The sequence below is a fragment of the Hoeflea sp. TYP-13 genome, assembly GCF_040932035.1.
Lineage (GTDB): Bacteria > Pseudomonadota > Alphaproteobacteria > Rhizobiales > Rhizobiaceae > Hoeflea_A.
On the sequence record NZ_JBFRBB010000003.1, the window covers coordinates 581899 to 598769 of the forward strand.

The 16871-nt window shown below is 58.7% G+C and carries 14 protein-coding genes; all 14 read left to right on the forward strand.

Annotation, left to right across the window (positions count from 1 at the left end; genetic code table 11):
* Positions 1 to 478: 478 nt before the first annotated feature.
* The 14 genes from ABVT35_RS19795 (at position 479) to ABVT35_RS19860 (ending at position 16866) form a co-directional block, all read left to right on the forward strand.
* Positions 479 to 1489 (forward strand): ABC transporter substrate-binding protein, encoded by a 1011-nt coding sequence (locus ABVT35_RS19795; RefSeq protein ID WP_368468699.1) that lies wholly within the window; start codon positions 479 to 481, stop codon positions 1487 to 1489.
* 136 nt (positions 1490 to 1625) lie between these two features.
* The gene (locus tag ABVT35_RS19800) at positions 1626 to 2498 is read left to right on the forward strand and encodes an ABC transporter permease (RefSeq protein ID WP_368468700.1); all 873 of its coding nucleotides are present in this window, start codon (positions 1626 to 1628) and stop codon (positions 2496 to 2498) included.
* 4 nt (positions 2499 to 2502) lie between these two features.
* On the forward strand, positions 2503 to 3684 hold the full coding sequence (locus ABVT35_RS19805; RefSeq protein ID WP_368468701.1) for a glycine betaine/L-proline ABC transporter ATP-binding protein: 1182 nt from the start codon (positions 2503 to 2505) through the stop codon (positions 3682 to 3684).
* A gap of 205 nt (positions 3685 to 3889) precedes the next feature.
* A complete protein-coding gene (locus tag ABVT35_RS19810) occupies positions 3890 to 4891 on the forward strand; it encodes a Gfo/Idh/MocA family protein (protein WP_368468703.1) in 1002 nt (333 codons plus the stop codon).
* A 3-nt stretch (positions 4892 to 4894) separates the two neighbouring features.
* Complete coding sequence (locus tag ABVT35_RS19815) at positions 4895 to 6469, forward strand: acyl CoA:acetate/3-ketoacid CoA transferase (RefSeq protein ID WP_368468705.1); 1575 nt, start codon at positions 4895 to 4897, stop codon at positions 6467 to 6469.
* The gene (locus ABVT35_RS19820) at positions 6466 to 7233 is read left to right on the forward strand and encodes an enoyl-CoA hydratase/isomerase family protein (RefSeq protein WP_368468706.1); all 768 of its coding nucleotides are present in this window, start codon (positions 6466 to 6468) and stop codon (positions 7231 to 7233) included. Before ABVT35_RS19815 ends, ABVT35_RS19820 begins: the two co-directional genes overlap by 4 nt.
* A gap of 2 nt (positions 7234 to 7235) precedes the next feature.
* Complete coding sequence (locus tag ABVT35_RS19825; RefSeq protein WP_368468707.1) at positions 7236 to 8771, forward strand: aldehyde dehydrogenase family protein; 1536 nt, start codon at positions 7236 to 7238, stop codon at positions 8769 to 8771.
* A 53-nt stretch (positions 8772 to 8824) separates the two neighbouring features.
* Complete coding sequence (locus tag ABVT35_RS19830) at positions 8825 to 10075, forward strand: ABC transporter substrate-binding protein (RefSeq protein ID WP_368468708.1); 1251 nt, start codon at positions 8825 to 8827, stop codon at positions 10073 to 10075.
* A 56-nt stretch (positions 10076 to 10131) separates the two neighbouring features.
* Positions 10132 to 11028 (forward strand): carbohydrate ABC transporter permease, encoded by an 897-nt coding sequence (locus tag ABVT35_RS19835; RefSeq protein ID WP_368468709.1) that lies wholly within the window; start codon positions 10132 to 10134, stop codon positions 11026 to 11028.
* On the forward strand, positions 11028 to 11909 hold the full coding sequence (locus ABVT35_RS19840) for a carbohydrate ABC transporter permease (RefSeq protein WP_368468711.1): 882 nt from the start codon (positions 11028 to 11030) through the stop codon (positions 11907 to 11909). Before ABVT35_RS19835 ends, ABVT35_RS19840 begins: the two co-directional genes overlap by 1 nt.
* A 4-nt stretch (positions 11910 to 11913) precedes the next feature.
* Complete coding sequence (locus ABVT35_RS19845; protein WP_368468713.1) at positions 11914 to 13026, forward strand: ABC transporter ATP-binding protein; 1113 nt, start codon at positions 11914 to 11916, stop codon at positions 13024 to 13026.
* A 5-nt stretch (positions 13027 to 13031) separates the two neighbouring features.
* Entirely contained in the window at positions 13032 to 14516 is a 1485-nt protein-coding gene (locus ABVT35_RS19850; protein WP_368468715.1) for an FAD-dependent oxidoreductase, read from the forward strand.
* Complete coding sequence (locus tag ABVT35_RS19855; RefSeq protein WP_368468716.1) at positions 14513 to 15271, forward strand: 3-ketoacyl-ACP reductase; 759 nt, start codon at positions 14513 to 14515, stop codon at positions 15269 to 15271. Before ABVT35_RS19850 ends, ABVT35_RS19855 begins: the two co-directional genes overlap by 4 nt.
* Positions 15272 to 15282: 11 nt before the next feature.
* Positions 15283 to 16866 (forward strand): GMC family oxidoreductase, encoded by a 1584-nt coding sequence (locus tag ABVT35_RS19860; RefSeq protein WP_368468717.1) that lies wholly within the window; start codon positions 15283 to 15285, stop codon positions 16864 to 16866.
* Positions 16867 to 16871 lie beyond the last annotated feature (5 nt).

Below are 16871 nucleotides of genomic sequence, written 5' to 3' on the forward strand. Positions count from 1 at the left end.
CGGCAGATTTATTCTTCTGATCGAATAATCCATTTTATTTTTGAAATTGTTTGATTAATTCGTGTGCCCTTACTGTCTACCCACAGGACGGAACGGAAAGCGACGCTGCCCGTTCCCGGCTGACAATCGTGTCGCCGGCCGAAAGAGAGGATTGGGCAAGGCAATTGTTAGCCGGAATGCCGGTGCCACGGCCAGCCAGCCGGAGGAACATGGCTCTGTCCTGCATATATGTCCGTTCGCCGGGAAGCGCGTTGGATGCAGGCCCGTTCTTGGGAGCAACGTCGTTAGAAACGTTGGAATGATCCTGTAAGCACCCAACAGACAGCGGTCGCCGCGCTTACCATATGTTCAATTTTTTTGAAATCCATCTAAGATGTTTCGATTTGCCTGAAGTTCTCAATTGGAACATCTTTTAGATTGGCTGTTGATGACAGCCGGCCGGGGCGTGCTTGGGAGCCCCGCCAACGGGAGGAAACTGATGACCAAACTGACTTCACTGATCGTCGGAGCCGCGGCAATGGCGACGCTATCGCTTGGCACGGCCAACACCGCGTCGGCCACTGACTGCGGCACCGAAGACAAGATCACCATTGCGGAAATGACCTGGCTTTCGGCCAGTTCGCTTGCCTTTATCGCCCAAAGAATTCTTGTGGACGGATATGGCTGTAACGCTGAGCTCGTGCCGGGCGATACCGTGCCGACCGCAACATCCATGCTGAGTAAAGGCGAGCCCGATATTGCACCGGAGCTTTGGGTCTCGACCGCACAGTCGATCTGGGACCAGATGCAGGAAAAGGGCAATGTTTACAAAGCCAATGACATTTTTGCCGGTGGCGGCGAAGAGGGCTGGTGGATCCCGGACTATGTCGCCAAGGAACACCCGCAGATCAAGACCATTTCCGATCTGAAGGACAATTGGGAAGTCTTTGCCGATATTTCCGACCCCAACAGGGGAAGGCTTTACGGGTGCCCACCGGGCTGGGGTTGTGAGATCATCACCAACAATCTCTACAAGGCGCTCAAGATGGAGGACACGTTCGAGCTGTTCTCGCCGGGATCGGGTGCAAACCTGAAGGCGTCCTTTGCCCGCCAGGTTACCCGCAAAAAACCGATTGTCGGCTACTACTGGGGCCCGACGGACGTTATCGGCAAGTATAATCTGGTTCGCCTAGGCATGCCCGAATACAACGCCGAAAAGTTCACCTGTCTGACCGACAAGAACTGCGAAAATCCGCAGGTAACGGGCTGGGCGGTCGGTGAAGTGGCGATTGCCGTTGTCAGCGAACTGAAGGATAAGGCGCCCAACGTGGCCGAGTTCCTTTCAAAGATGCAGGTGCCCAATGCCGAGATCAGCGCGGTCCTTGCGTGGGGCGACGACAACAAGGCTTCGCCCGAAGAAGTGGCTGAGTATTTCCTCGTCAACTATGAATCCGTCTGGACACAGTGGGTGCCCGAGGACGTCGCCGCATCCGTGAAATCGTCGCTCTAGCGAATTCACCTGAACCGATGATCAATTCCGGGGGCTGGAAACGTCCCCGGGTTTTGGTCAGATTTGATGGTCCTGCGGATCGCCTGCTGAGCGGCCGCACGGGCCATCCAGAATGGCAGTGACCGGAGTGTCAGACATGACTGCAGATTTCCCCGAACTGATCGATACAAGAGCACTGCGGATCGCGATCGACGACAGCTTCAATCTGATTGTTGCGAATTACGGAGAAGCGCTGGAGATCGCATTCCTGCCGGTGCTGCGCATGTTGACGGCCATGGAGCAGTTCCTGCAGTGGCTTCCCTGGTATGTTGTCCTGATCGCACTTACGGCGCTGACGTATCAGATGGTGAGAAATATCGGCGCTACGGTCGGGACGGCCGTCATGATGTTCCTGATTGGTGTCATCGGTATCTGGGATGCCGCGATGGCAACAATCGCCCTGATGCTGACGGCGACGTTCCTCGCCATCCTTCTCGGCATTCCCATCGGCATCGTGATGTCGCGGTCCAATCCGCTGCAATCGGTTACGCTGCCGGTTCTCGACATCATGCAGACCATGCCGATCTTCGTCTATCTCATTCCGTTTGTCATGCTCTTCGGACCGGGCAAAATCCCTGCGCTCCTGGCAACGATCGTCTTTGCGATACCGCCGGTTATCCGCCTGACCAATCTCGGTATCCGGCAAGTGGATGCCGAGGTGACGGAGGCAATGACGTCGTTCGGCGCAACGTCGAGACAACGTCTGTTCATTGCCCAGATTCCACTGGCACTGCCGACCATCATGGCCGGCATCAACCAGACAACGATGATGGCATTGTCGATGGTGGTGATTGCGTCGATGATCGGCGCCGGCGGCCTTGGCTATCAGGTGCTTCAGGGTATTCAGCGGCTTGAAGTGAGCCGTGGCCTGCTGGCTGGCCTGGCGATTGTCTTCCTGGCCATCATTTTCGACCGTATCGCGCAGGCCTATGGCCGCCGCATGCAGCAACATCTTCACATCGGAGGATGATGCCATGGCTGACGATGAAATGAAGATCCGCGTCAAAAACGTCTACAAGGTGTTCGGCGATAATCCGGCGGCTGTGATGGACAAGGTCAAGGCCGGGGCCAGCAAGTCCGAAATACTCGAAAAAACAGGCCATGTCGTCGGTATCCGCGATGTCAGCCTCGACATCCGCGCCGGCGAAACATTCGTTATCATGGGACTGTCCGGGTCAGGCAAATCGACTCTCATCCGCCACTTCAACCGGCTGATCGAGCCGACTGCCGGACATATTCTGGTCGATGATGTCGATGTTCTGAAAATGAGCGAGACCGAACTGCGCGCGTTTCGCCGCAAGAAGGTATCTATGGTGTTTCAGCGTTTTGCGCTATTGCCCCATAAAACGGTGCTCGACAATGTCGTTTGCGGCCTGACCATCGCCGGCATGGGCAAGGCCGAGGCACGCGAACACGGTATGCGGCAGATCGAGCAGGTCGGTCTGGACGGCTTTGAGAACCAGTATCCGAAGCAGCTTTCAGGCGGCATGCAGCAGCGTGTCGGTCTTGCACGCGCACTTGCAACCGATGCCGAAATCCTGCTCATGGATGAAGCCTTCAGTGCACTTGATCCGCTGATCCGCAACGACATGCAGGCGCAACTCAAGGAACTTCAGGAAAGGCTTCACAAGACGATCGTGTTCATTACCCACGATCTCGACGAGGCGCTACGGCTCGGCGATCACATTGCAATCCTCAAGGATGGCGAGCTGCGTCAGGCAGGAACCGGCGCTGACATTCTGATGAATCCGGCCGACGATTATGTCGCGCGCTTTGTCAACGATGTGAACCGCGCTCGGGTGGTGACGGTGGGCTCGCTTGTCGAAAAGGCCGGTCTTCTGCCGCTCAGCGATGCCAATGCCGCGAATTGCGGTGCGTTGCTGGAGGACAATGAGGCCATCATCCTGACAGATGAGGGCAAGCCGCGCCATGTTGTCGGGCAGGGCGACCGCCATCGGCTCGATGATCTGCTGCGCAGCAAATCGGCGATGCCTGCGGCGGTCTGTGTTGACGGTGGCATGGTGCTGGAAGACGGCTTTTCAATTCTTGCCGGGTCGCACAATCCGCTTGTCATCACCAACGGGTCAGATGTGCCGGTAGGCGTTGTCACCCAGCAAAGTGTCATGCGTGCACTTGCGCGCGATGCTGCCGGATAATCGGGATCTCCGAATTCCAACTGGCGGTGTCTTTTTGCAAGATGCTTTCATTTCGCGAGCATTTCCCCGTTGCAAACGAGCGCTGAAAACCAATTTGCATAAATTTCTGGAATTAATTCGAGCAAACTCACTTGACTCTTTTGGAACGATCCAATAATTCAGTTTTTGAGTAATTTGGAACGTGCCAAAAGTAGAGGGTGTGAGAATGCAGTGGGGTCTAATCGGTGCAAGCACCATCGCATCCGAACATGTGATTGCCGCAATCAGGGCCCAGGAGGGAAACAGCATTAAGTCCGTGCTGAGTTCCAATCCGCAGCGCGGTGCCGACTACGCGGCCAAGCATTCCATCCCGCAAAGCGTCACCGATCTTGATACGGTGGTTGGCGACCCAGACATCGCCGCGGTTTACATCTCCACGACAAATGAGAAGCACTATGCGCAGGCCATGGCGGCGATTGCGCAAGGCAAGCATGTATTGTGTGAAAAACCCCTGGCGATGACGCTGGGCGAGGCTGTCGAGATGGTGCACGCAGCGGACAAGGCCGGGGTCGTTTTTGCCACCAACCATCATCTGCGCAATGCGGGATCGCATCTGGCAATCCGCGATCTTATTCAGTCGGGACGCCTTGGTCAGGTCCTCAGCGTACGTATCTTTCATGCGGTTCACCTGCCGGCGCATCTGCAGGGCTGGCGCATAAATGACGCGGCCGCGGGTGGCGGCGTCATCGCCGATATTGTTGTTCACGACGCTGACACCGTACGATTTTACCTCGGCGAGGACCCGGTGGATGTTGTCGCGAAAGCAGGTGCATCGGGAATGGGGCAGGGCGTTGAGGACAGCGTCATGTCCGTGTGGTCGATGCCGTCTGGAGCGATGGTACAGACCCATGAGAGTTTTACCCATGCATTCGCAGGAACCGGTATCGAGGTGCATGGCACGGAAGCATCGGTTATCGGACGCAATGTCATGACACAGCAGCCGGTCGGTGAGATTGCCCTTGTCGATGAAGACGGCCGTCAGGACATTTCCTATTCCGGTCACGGTCTTTATGTGCGTTCGTTGTCGCTGTTTACGCAGGCGATTGCAGGCAACGGCCGTCCGGCTGCGGACGGTGTCGACGGTGTGAAGTCGCTTGCTGTGGCGCTTGCCGTCCGCGATGCGGCCGAAAGCGGGCAGACCGTGCGCGTCGACTACGGAGGCATCTAGGTCATGGCCTCAAAGACTGTCACCGCCGAAGCTGCTGTTGCCCGAATTGCTGACAATGCGGTTGTTTCTGTCTCCTCCTCATCCGGCCTTGGCTGCCCTGACAAGATGCTTGCGGCCATTGGCGCGCGTTTTGACCGTGAGGGGCATCCAAGGAACCTGACAACGCTTCATCCGATCGCCGCCGGCGACATGTACGGCATCAAGGGTGTCGATCACATCGCGAAAGACGGGCTTTTGGCGACGATTATCGGTGGCTCCTATCCGAGTGGCCCGTCTTCCATGCCGATGCCTGAAATCTGGCGCATGATCGTCGAGAACCGGGTTGCCGCCTATAACGTGCCCTCAGGCATCATGTTCGATATGCATCGCGATGTCGCTGCGCGCCGCCCGGGCGTGTTGACGAAGGTCGGGCTCGGCACCTTTGTCGACCCGGTTCGCGAGGGCTGTGCCATGAACGCTTCGGCTGCCGCCCGTCCCATCGTTTCAAGGGTCGAATTCGGCGATGAGACCTGGCTGCACTTCCCCAATATCGTGCCGGATGTCGCGATCCTGCGCGCCACGACAGCCGATGATAGCGGCAACCTTACCTATGAGCATGAGGGCGCCTATCTCGGCGGTCTTGATCAGGCGATCGCGGTGCGCAATCACGGCGGGCTGGTCATCGCGCAGGTCAAGCGGGTGACCGCATCCGGGTCCCTTCGCCCGCATGACGTGCGCGTTCCGGGCCACCTCGTTGACCTTATTGTCGTTGACCCGGAGCAGAAACAGACCACCGAAACGGATTACGATCCGGCAATATCGGGTGAGATCATCCGGCCGCTGTCGAGTTTTACACTCGCTGAGCATGGCATCGAAAAGACCATCGCGCGCCGCGCTGCGATGGAGCTGTCTGCCGGCCAGACGGCAAATCTTGGCTTTGGAATTTCGGCGATGGTGCCCCGTGTTCTCCTCGAAGAAGGACACGCCGGCTCCGTGACCTGGGCGATTGAGCAAGGCGCTGTCGGCGGAGTCCCGCTGACCGGATTCGCGTTTGGCTGCGCTTCTAATGCCGATGCCTTCGTGCCGTCACCCAATCAGTTCACCTATTTCCAGGGTGGGGGGTTTGATGTCTCTTTCCTTTCTTTCCTGGAAGTCGATGTCGAAGGCAATGTAAATGTCTCCAAGCTTGGCAAAAAGCCCTATCTGACAGCGGGTTGCGGTGGCTTCGTCGATATTACGGCGCACGCCAAGAAGATTGTTTTCGCAGGGCTATTCGAAGCGGGCGCCGAACTCGAACTGACCGGCGAAGGCCTGCGTGTTGTCAGGCCCGGCAAATTCACCAAGATGGTCGATGCTGTCGAGCATGTGACGTTTTCGGGACGCCGCGCCCGCGAAACCGGACAGGAAATCCTCTACGTCACGGAGCGTTGCGTCATTCGCCTAGAAACCGATGGCCTCGTTGCCACCGAAATCATGCCCGGCATTGAGCCGGAAGCCGATATCGTTGCTGCATCGGGGGGGCGTGTGCGCATCGCCGAAGGCGCCCGGACGATGCCTGTATCCCTTCTTGCGGAAGAAAAGATGGGGCTGACACTATGAGCGATCTTCACCTCATCGTCGAAGAAGCAATTGCCGAACTCCGCCTTGACAACCCGGCAAAATTGAATGCGCTGACCATGCCCATGCTGGAAGCGCTCGAAGCCCATTGCGCCAGGCTGGACCGTGATGAAACGATACACGCGGTCGTTCTTACGGCCGTGGGCGATCGCGCCTTTTGCGCCGGTGCCGATATCAATGCCTGGTCGGAACTTCCTCCCGCCGAATTTGCCAGGCACTGGGTGCGGGACGGTCATCGTATCTTCGACCGTCTCGCACGCCTTTCAAAGCCAACCATCGCAGCAATCAACGGCCATGCTTTCGGCGGCGGACTGGAACTTTCAGCGGCCTGCGACATTCGCGTGATGGCCCCTGCCGCCACACTTGCCCTGCCGGAAACCGGCGTCGGAATCATCCCCGGCTGGTCCGGAACGCAGCGTCTCGCGCGTCTGCTGCCAGAACCCGTCCTGAAGGAAATGGCCCTGTTCGGCCGGCGCCTTACCGCGGACCGTGCGCTGGCAGTGGGTTACGTGGCGGCGGTCGCTGAAGATCCCGCCGCCGTCGCACGCGAGATCGCTGAGCGAACGCTCGCCACATCACCGCGCGCGACCGAGATTGCAAAATACATGATCCATGGTGCGGTCGGAGAGGACCGCGGCGCCATGATTGAAGCGCTTGGCGGCGGCATGATCGCGGCAAGTGAAGACAAAGCCGAGGGTGTTTCCGCCTTCCGCGAGAAACGCAAACCACAATTTCCCGGCAGATAAACATGACGAAACACGACCTTACCCTCATTTCCGCAACCGACGGCTCAGAACTGCCGCAAGAGCCGTTTCCCGCCCGCCATCTCATTGACGGGCAGTGGTGTGAGAGCGCCGATGGTGCTGCCTTCGAACGCCGTTCGCCGGCCCACGGCGTTCTGGTGACACGCGCCGCACAAGCAGGTGCGAAAGAAACCGAAGCCGCTATTGCGGCCGCGCGCCGGGCATTTGACGATGGGCGCTGGTCGCAGATTTCCGGCAAGGAAAGAGCAGCGCTGCTGTTGCGAGTGGCCGAACTGATCGAGCGCGACCTCGAGCAGATCGCGTTGATGGAAACGCTGGAAAGTGGCAAGCCGATCAGCCAGGCAAAAGCCGAGATTGAGGGCGCGGCGGACCTTTGGCGCTATGCTGCTTCGCTAGCGCGCACCCTGCACGGCGACAGCCACAACAGTCTCGGTTCTGAAATGCTGGGCGTCGTCTTGAAGGAACCGATTGGTGTCGCCTCCATCATCACGCCGTGGAACTTTCCATTCCTGATCGTTTCACAGAAGCTGCCGTTCGCGCTGGCGGCGGGTTGCACGGCGGTGGTCAAGCCGTCGGAGCTGACGCCGGCGACCACGGTTATTCTCGGCGAACTGCTGCTCGAAGCCGGGCTTCCAGCCGGCGTTGTCAACATCGTACTGGGCTTCGGGCAGCCTGTCGGTGCGCTGATGAGCACCCATGCGGATGTCGACATGGTGTCCTTTACCGGGTCAACCGCCGTCGGCAAGGCAATTGTTGCTGCCGCATCGACAACGCTGAAGAGGGTGTCACTTGAACTCGGCGGAAAGAATCCGCAGGTCGTCTTTGCCGACGCGGATGTCGACAGTGCCGTCGATGCCATCGTCTTTGGAATCTATTTCAATGCCGGCGAGTGCTGCAATTCCGGATCACGCATCATTGTCCACAAGGATGTGGCTGAAGAGGTCACCGAACGGGTCGTTGCCCTGTCGCGAAAGGTGCCTTTCGGCGATCCGCTCCATGCGGACACCAAGGTCGGCGCCATCGTGTCGGCGGAACATCAAAAAAAGATCGACGGCTACGTGAAGTCGGCTGCACAAGCGGGCGCGTCGATCCGTCTTGGCGGTGGCCCGCTCACGGTACCCGGATTGCAAGAACAGTTTTATCAGCCTACCGTCTTGTCAGGCGTGACGGGCGATATGGCAATCGCCCGTGAGGAGGTTTTCGGACCGGTACTGTCGGTACTCGAATTCAGCACGTTTGACGAAGCAGTAGCACTTGCAAATGATGCGGCATACGGCCTTTCGGCAGGTGTGTGGAGCGAAAATGTCCACACATGCCTGGAATTCACCCGCCGGGTGCAGGCAGGAACCGTCTGGACAAACACCTGGATGGACGGATTTGCCGAAATGCCATTCGGTGGCGTGAAAGAAAGCGGTCTCGGGCGTGAGCTCGGGCGCTACGGACTAGAAGAATACCTGGAGGTGAAAACCGTGCAGATGCGGATCGGCCGCACGCGCGCGCCCTGGGTACCCAATCGCTGACCGCCGACACTATCGTTCGGCAGCGTAAAACAACGCAACTTCAGGAGGAAACCATGCGTTTGAAAATCAGAAAAACAATATCGGCCTTTGCCGTGCTCGCTGCATCCGCAAGTTTTGCGCATGCCGGCGACGTGGAAGTTCTTCACTGGTGGACGTCCGGCGGCGAAGCCGCGGCTCTGAACGTGCTCAAGCAGGATCTTGAATCCCAGGGAATCGGCTGGCAGGACATGCCGGTTGCAGGGGGCGGCGGCACCCAGGCGATGACCGTGCTGCGCGCACGCGTGACGTCGGGTAACGCTCCGACCGCTGTGCAGATGCTTGGATTTGACATTACCGACTGGGCCAAGGAAGGCGCCCTTGCCAACCTGAACGATATCGCCGCCGAGGAAGGCTGGGACAGTGTCGTTCCGGAAGCGCTGCAGAAGTTCTCCAAGAATGACGGTCAGTGGGTTGCAGCACCGGTCAACGTGCATTCGACCAACTGGGTGTGGGCCAACAAGGCTGTGCTTGACGAGCTTGGCATTGCCCAGCCCACCACGTGGGATGAACTCGTCGCCGCGATGGACAAGGTCAAGGCATCGGGTAAGACAGCCGTCGCTCATGGCGGGCAGGCCTGGCAGGATGCAACGATCTTCGATGCCGTCGCCATGTCGACCGGCGGACCGGATTTCTACAAGGCGGCCTTCGTCGATCTTGATCCGGCGGCGCTTGGATCCGACACGATGAAAGAAGCATTCGACCGCATGGCGGTCATCAGAAGTTATGTCGACGACAACTTTTCCGGTCGCGACTGGAACCTTGCTTCTGCGATGGTGATCAATGGCGATGCCGCCTTCCAGTTCATGGGTGACTGGGCGAAGGGCGAGTTCATCAATGCCGGCAAGGTGCCGGGGCAGGATTTCCTTTGCTTCCGCTTCCCCGGAACTCAGGAACAGGTCACCTTCAACTCCGACCAGTTTGCTCTGTTCAACCAGGGCGGCACCGTATCGGACGAGCAGGGCGCGCTTGCCAAGGCGATTATGTCACCGGCCTTCCAGTCCGCGTTCAACGTCGTGAAGGGCTCGGTTCCGGCGCGTGTCGATGTTTCCGACGAGGCGTTTGACGCCTGTGGCAAACAGGGCATGAAGGACCTTGCAGCAGCATCGAAATCGGGCAACCTTTATGGCTCGGCTGCTCATGGCCACGCCAACCCCGCATCGGTGAAGAATGCTATCTATGATGTCGTCACCGCGCACTTTAACGGCGAGTACGATTCAGCAACGGCTGTTTCGGAACTTGTGAGTGCCGTTGAGCTTGCTCAGTAAGAACGCAGGAACAGGGGAGAGCAGTCTCTGCTCTCCCTCCACAAGGAGGGCTTTAAATGTCGACGACCGTTCGATCCCGCAGCGGCAATGACTGGCTGCGCGACGCGCTGCCCAGGATCGTGCTCAGTCCCAGTCTCGCAATTGTGCTCGTCTTCGTTTACGGCTTTATCCTCTTTACCTTCTACCTGTCATTCACCGACAGCCGCATTCTGCCGAGTTACGATCTTGTCGGATGGCGGAACTATACGCGCCTGTTTTCGGTCAGGGCCTGGGGCATTGCGGTCGACAACCTTTTGATCTTCGGATCGCTCTATATCGTTATCAGCTGTGCGCTGGGTCTCGGCCTTGCAATCCTGCTTGACCAGAAAATCCGCGCGGAAGGCTTTATTCGCACAATCTATCTTTATCCGATGGCGCTCAGCTTTATCGTCACCGGCACTGCCTGGAAATGGTTTCTCGATCCCGGCATCGGACTGCAGGCGGTGGTGCGGAGCTGGGGCTGGGAAAGCTTCACCTTCGAGTGGATCAAGGACAGCGACATGGCGATCTACACAATCGTCATCGCAGCGGTATGGCAGACCAGCGGCTTCGTCATGGCGATGTTCCTTGCCGGGTTGCGCGGGATCGACAACGAGGTGCTGAAGGCCGCGCAGATAGACGGGGCGTCAAACTGGGCGCTCTATCGGCGCATCGTCATCCCGCAGTTGCGTCCTGCTTTCATGTCGGCCTTTGTGGTGCTGGCGCACATGGCGATCAAATCCTATGACCTGATCATCGCGCTGACCGGCGGCGGACCGGGCACGGCGACGGAGCTGCCCGCGACCTTCATGTATTCCTACACTTTCACACGCAACCAGATGGGCATCGGCGCGGCATCGGCGACAATCATGCTGATGTCGATCGCGGCGATCATGGTGCCCTATATCTGGTCCGAACTGCGGGAGAAAAAGTGATGGCCTCGAACGCTTCCGCAAATGTCATCCGCACAGGTAACAGCGCCAGGTTCGTCATCTATTCGATCCTGATCCTGTTTTGCCTCTATTACCTGCTGCCGCTCTATGTGATGGCTGTCAATTCGCTCAAACCGCTCAGCGAGATTCAGGCAGGCGGCATGATGGCGCTGCCGTCGCAATGGACGATCGCTCCCTGGGGCAGCGCCTGGTCGACAGCTCAGATCGGCGTCGAGGCGACCGGACTTAAACCCTATTTTCTGAATTCGATTCTGATGGTCGTGCCTGCCGTTGCTATTTCCACGGTCCTGGGCGCATTGAACGGCTATGTGCTTACCAAATGGCGATTTCCGGGCGATACGATTGTCTTCGGTCTGCTGCTTTTCGGTTGCTTCATTCCCTTCCAGATGGTGCTCATTCCGATGGCCCGTATGCTCGGTCTGATGGGGCTTGCGGGTACGGTTCCGGGGCTGATCTTCGTTCATCTCGTCTACGGGATAGGCTTTTCGACGCTCTATTTCCGCAATTACTACCAGCAGTTTCCGACGGAACTCGTTCGTGCCGCTATGATAGACGGGGCGGGTTTTTTCACCATCTTCAGACGCATCATGCTACCGTCTTCGGGGCCGATAGCCGTTGTCTGCATCATCTGGCAGTTCACCAATATCTGGAACGACTTCCTGTTCGGCGCGAGCTTTTCCGATTTCGACAGCCAGCCGATGACGGTGGCGCTGAACAATCTGGTTCAGTCCTCCACCGGCGTGAAGGAATATAATGTGCATTTCGCCGGGGCGATCATGGCGGCATTGCCGACACTCCTCGTCTATATCGTCGCCGGCCGGTACTTCGTGCGCGGCCTGATGGCCGGCAGCGTGAAAGGGTAACAGAATGGGTTTTCTCGACATCAAGAACGCAACCAAATCCTACGGTTCCGTCAAAGTGCTGCACGAGACCGATATATCGGTCGAGGAGGGCGAGTTCCTGGTTCTCGTCGGTCCCTCCGGCTGCGGCAAGTCCACGCTGCTCAACATGATTGCGGGCCTTGAAGAGGTGACAAGCGGAGACATCGCCATCAAGGGACGGTCGATGAACGGCGTGCGTCCGGCCGACAGGAACATCGCCATGGTGTTCCAGTCCTATGCGCTCTATCCGAACATGAATGTCGCCCAGAACATTGCATTCGGCCTTGAGATGCACGGTGTGCCGAAGGTTGAGCGCGACAAGGCAGTTGCCGATGTTGCCGAACTGCTGCAGATCCAGCATCTGCTCGACCGCAAGCCGGGCCAGCTTTCCGGCGGCCAGCGCCAGCGTGTTGCCATGGGCCGCGCTCTGGTGCGCAACCCGGATGTATTCCTGTTCGATGAGCCGCTGTCGAACCTCGACGCCAAGCTGCGCGTCGACATGCGCACCGAAATCAAGAAGCTGCACCAGAAGCTCGGCACCACGATTGTTTATGTCACCCACGACCAGATCGAAGCGCTAACGCTCTCAACCCGGATTGCGGTGATGTTCGGCGGCCATGTGCAGCAGCTCGGCACGCCGAAGGAGATTTACGACAATCCGGCCAACATCTTCGTTGCGGGTTTCATGGGTTCGCCATCCATGAACCTTTTTCCCGCCAAGGTTCACGTTGAAAACGGCGCGACCATGGCCAGGGTCGGTCTTTCGAACGGTGCGACGGCTTCACTTCCATTCGCCCGGGCAAACGGCCTTGCACAGCACGATGGTCGCGAGATTATCCTCGGCATCCGCCCCGAAGCGATTACGGATGAGGATGGCGCAGACCGCAAAAGCCAGGCGATCCACAAAGTCGAAGCACGGGTGGAAGTCACGGAACCCGCAGGATCCGACATATTTGTCGTCAGCCATCTCGGCGGCAAGGAGGTTACAGGCCGGTTTCGAGCCGATGTCGATGTGCGGGCCGGAGAAGTATTCCCCTTTGCCATCAATATGGAAAAGGCGGTCGCTTTCGATCCGAAAACGGAAATGCGGATTGGCTGAACAAAATGCCATCTATGCCTGACATCGTCATTATCGGCAGCGGTATGGGCGGCGCTTCCCTTGCGGCCGGACTTGCGCCAACCGGCGCACGGATCGTCATTCTTGAGCGCGGCGAACGCATTCCCGACGATGCCCCGGCGCGCGATCCGAACCGGATCTTCCGCAACAGCGCCTTTCTGTCGGATGAGACCTGGGTCGACGAGAACGGACAGCGCTTTTCCCCGGGCAATTATTATCATGTTGGCGGCAACTCAAAGCTCTATGGCGCGGTGCTGATCCGCTATCGGGCCGAGGATTTTCAGGAAATGGAGCATGCCGAAGGTGTCTCTCCGGCCTGGCCGTTTCCCTATGAGACGCTTGCCCCCTGGTATGATGCGGCTGAACGGCTTTACCGTGTCCGCGGCGATGTGGGTTCCGACCCTACGGAGCCCCCGCATACAGGATCGCTCCCGCATCAACCCGTGCCTGATGAACCGGCAATTGCGCGGGTGCGGGCCCGGTTGAAAGAGGCCGGTGCGCATCCGTTCACGCTGCCGCTCGGTGTCGATATCGAGCGTTGGCTATCGGGTGGAAAAACCGGCTGGGACGGATATCCCGATACCCGGTCGGGCAAGATGGACGCGGAGACCTGCGGGCTCGAGGCGGCACTCGCTAATGACAATGTCGAACTGATCACGAATGCGCGCGTAACAGGTCTCAAGGCAGAACCAGGCACCAAGCGCGTTGCCGAAGTGGTCTATGAAAAGGATGGTGAAACGCACCGTCTGACCCCCCATACCGTTGCCGTTTGCGCCGGCGCTGTGCAGTCGGCAGCGCTTCTTCTAGCCTCAGATGTCGGGAACAGCTCCGATCAGGTCGGCCGCTGCTTCATGAACCACAATGCCAGTGCGCTGATCGCTTTCGATCCGCGATTTCGAAATGACTCGGTCTATCAAAAAACATTCGGCATCAATGACTGGTACCTTTCCGACGGCAATGGCGGTCCGCCGCTCGGCAACGTTCAGCTTCTCGGCCGGGTCGTGCCCGATATTCTGAAGGCCAATGTTCCCTCACTGCCGATGCCCATTGCGCGTTACGTCTCCGGCCACGCCGTCGATTTCTATGCAATCTCGGAGGACCTGCCCGACCAGAACAGCCGTGTCGTGCTCAAGGACGGTGAAATCCAGTTGATCTGGCGGCGCTCGAACATGGTCGCCCACAACCGTCTTGTTGCAAAAACAAAATCTAAACTGCGGGCCGCGGGATTTCCCGTCGTCCTGTCGCGGCTCTTCGACGGGCGCGTGCCTTCGCACCAATGCGGCACCGTGCGTATCGGTTCGGACCCTGCAAAATCGTCGCTGGATCCCGACTGCCGCTCCTGGGACCATCCCAATCTTTTTGTCACGGACGCGGCCTGCCTGCCGACTTCAGCCGCCGTCAATCCGGCGCTCACTGTTGCCGCAATGGCTTTGCGCACCGCCGACACCATCAAAAAGGACCTTGCCGCATGAAACCCGTCGCTCTCATAACCGGAGGTCAGCAGGGTATCGGTTTCGGCGTTGCCGACGCTCTTGCAGAAGCCGGATTTGCGCTCGCGCTGGCATCGCGCAGTGCGCCGGACGATCCGGGCGTTGTCACTGCCCTGGGAAAGTTGGGCAGGGATGCGCGTTATTTCCGGCATGACCTGCAGGAAATAGGCGGTATCGGATCTCTGCTGGACAGCATTGAGGCCGAGCTTGGGCCGGTCGACGCACTCGTATCGAATGCGGGTGTCCCAGCAAGGGTGCGCGGCGACCTGCTGGATATCGAACCCGAAAACTACGATTTCGTGCTCGATGTTAATCTGCGTGGCGCATTTTTTCTGGCACAGGCGGTTGCGCGCCGCATGATTGCTCGGCCTGCCGGCCATTATCGCTCCATTGTGTTCGTCACATCGGTCAGCGCTGCCATGATCTCGATCGAGCGGGCCGAATACTGCATATCGAAAGCGGGTGCTGCGATGATGTCGGAACTGTTCGCTGCTCGTCTGGCTCCCCACGGGATTGGCGTCTTCGAATTGCGACCCGGGATTATCGAGACCGGCATGACGACCGGCGTCAAGGACAAGTACACCGCGCGCATTGAAGGCGGATTGGTGCCCGCCGGGCGCTGGGGTCAGCCCGGCGATGTCGGCTCTGCGATCGTGCCGCTCGTCACCGGCAAGATGGCGTTCGCGAACGGGGCGGTCATTCCCGTCGACGGCGGCTTGTCGATTGCGCGGCTATAGGAAAAGACTGAATGGCTGAGAAATACGATTTCATCATCGTTGGCGGCGGTCCGGCCGGCTGTGTGCTGGCGCGTCGGCTGGTCGATACCGGCAATGTGTCCGTTCTGATGCTCGAAGCGGGCCCGAGCGACTGGCATCCGCTGATCCATGTGCCTGCCGGTTTCACCAAATTGACCGGCACGTCCCACACCTGGGGTTATGAAACGGTTCCACAGCAAGGATTGAACGGCAAGGCAGTGTGGTATCCGCAGGGCCGCGTGCTCGGCGGCGGTTCCTCGATCAACGCGCAGCTTTATACCCGTGGCAACCGCTGGGATTACGACAATTGGGCGGCGCATGGATGCGACGGCTGGAGCTATGACGAGGTGCTGCCCTATTTCGTCAGAGCAGAGGACAACAATCGCTATGTCAACGAGTTCCACGGGCAGGGCGGGCCGCTGCGCGTCTCGGACGTGATCCCGCACAAGCTGACAACCGCCTTTGTGCGTGCGGCACAGCAGGCCGATATGCCATTCAATCCGGATTTCAACGGCGCGCGGCAGGAAGGTCTTGGCTACTATCAGGTCACCAACCGGGACGGCCGCCGCAGTTCCGCCTCGGCATGTTATCTCCCGCAGATCCTGAAGGATCCGAATTTCACACTGCGCACACGCGCGCATGTCGAGCGGATCGAACTGAAGGGCGATCGGGCAGTGGCGGTTCATGTCGGCGGCGAGCGCATCGAGGTCGGGCGCGAAGTCCTGCTGACGGCCGGCGCCATAGGAAGTCCGCGCGTCCTGCTGCACTCGGGCATCGGCCCGTCCGATCATCTGAAATCAGTCGGCGTCGATGTCGTTGTCGACCATCCCTATGTGGGTGAAAATCTGCATGATCATATGGATGTCTTCGTGGTGACGGAATGTTCCGGCGACTATTCCTTCGACCGCTACAAGCCTTGGTACATGTCGGCCGCTGCCGGTGTGCAGTTCCTGATGTTCGGCACCGGCATTCTCGCCTCCAATATCTGCGATGGCGGCGGTTTCTGGTATGCTGACGAGGATGCGCCCGCCCCTGATATCCAGTTTCATTTTCTACCCGGTTCCGGTCTCGAACACGGTCTCGACCCGATCCGCAACGGTGTGACCCTCAATTCCGCATTCCTTCGCCCTCGCTCGCGCGGAACGGTCCGCCTTAAATCGAACGATCCGAAGGAAACGCCGCTCATCAATCCGAATTACTGGAGCGATCCCTATGACGTGAAAATGTCGGTTGAGGGCTTCAAGCTGGCGCGCCGGATCATGGGCCAGCCGGCATTCAAGGAATTCATGAATGGCGAGGCGCATCCGGGCGCACAGGCGAAGACGGACGACGACATCAAGGAATACGCCTATCGCCACGCCAAGACCGACTACCACCCCGTCGGCAGTTGCAAGATGGGCGCGGACGACGATCCGACAGCCGTGGTCAATCCGCGCCTGCAAATGAAGGGGATTGACGGGCTGCGCGTCTGCGACTCCTCAACCATGCCCTTCGTCAATTCATCGAACACCAACGCTCCGACGATGATGATCGCGGAAAAGGCCGCCGACATGATCCGCGAAGATCACAAGCTGTGAGGACC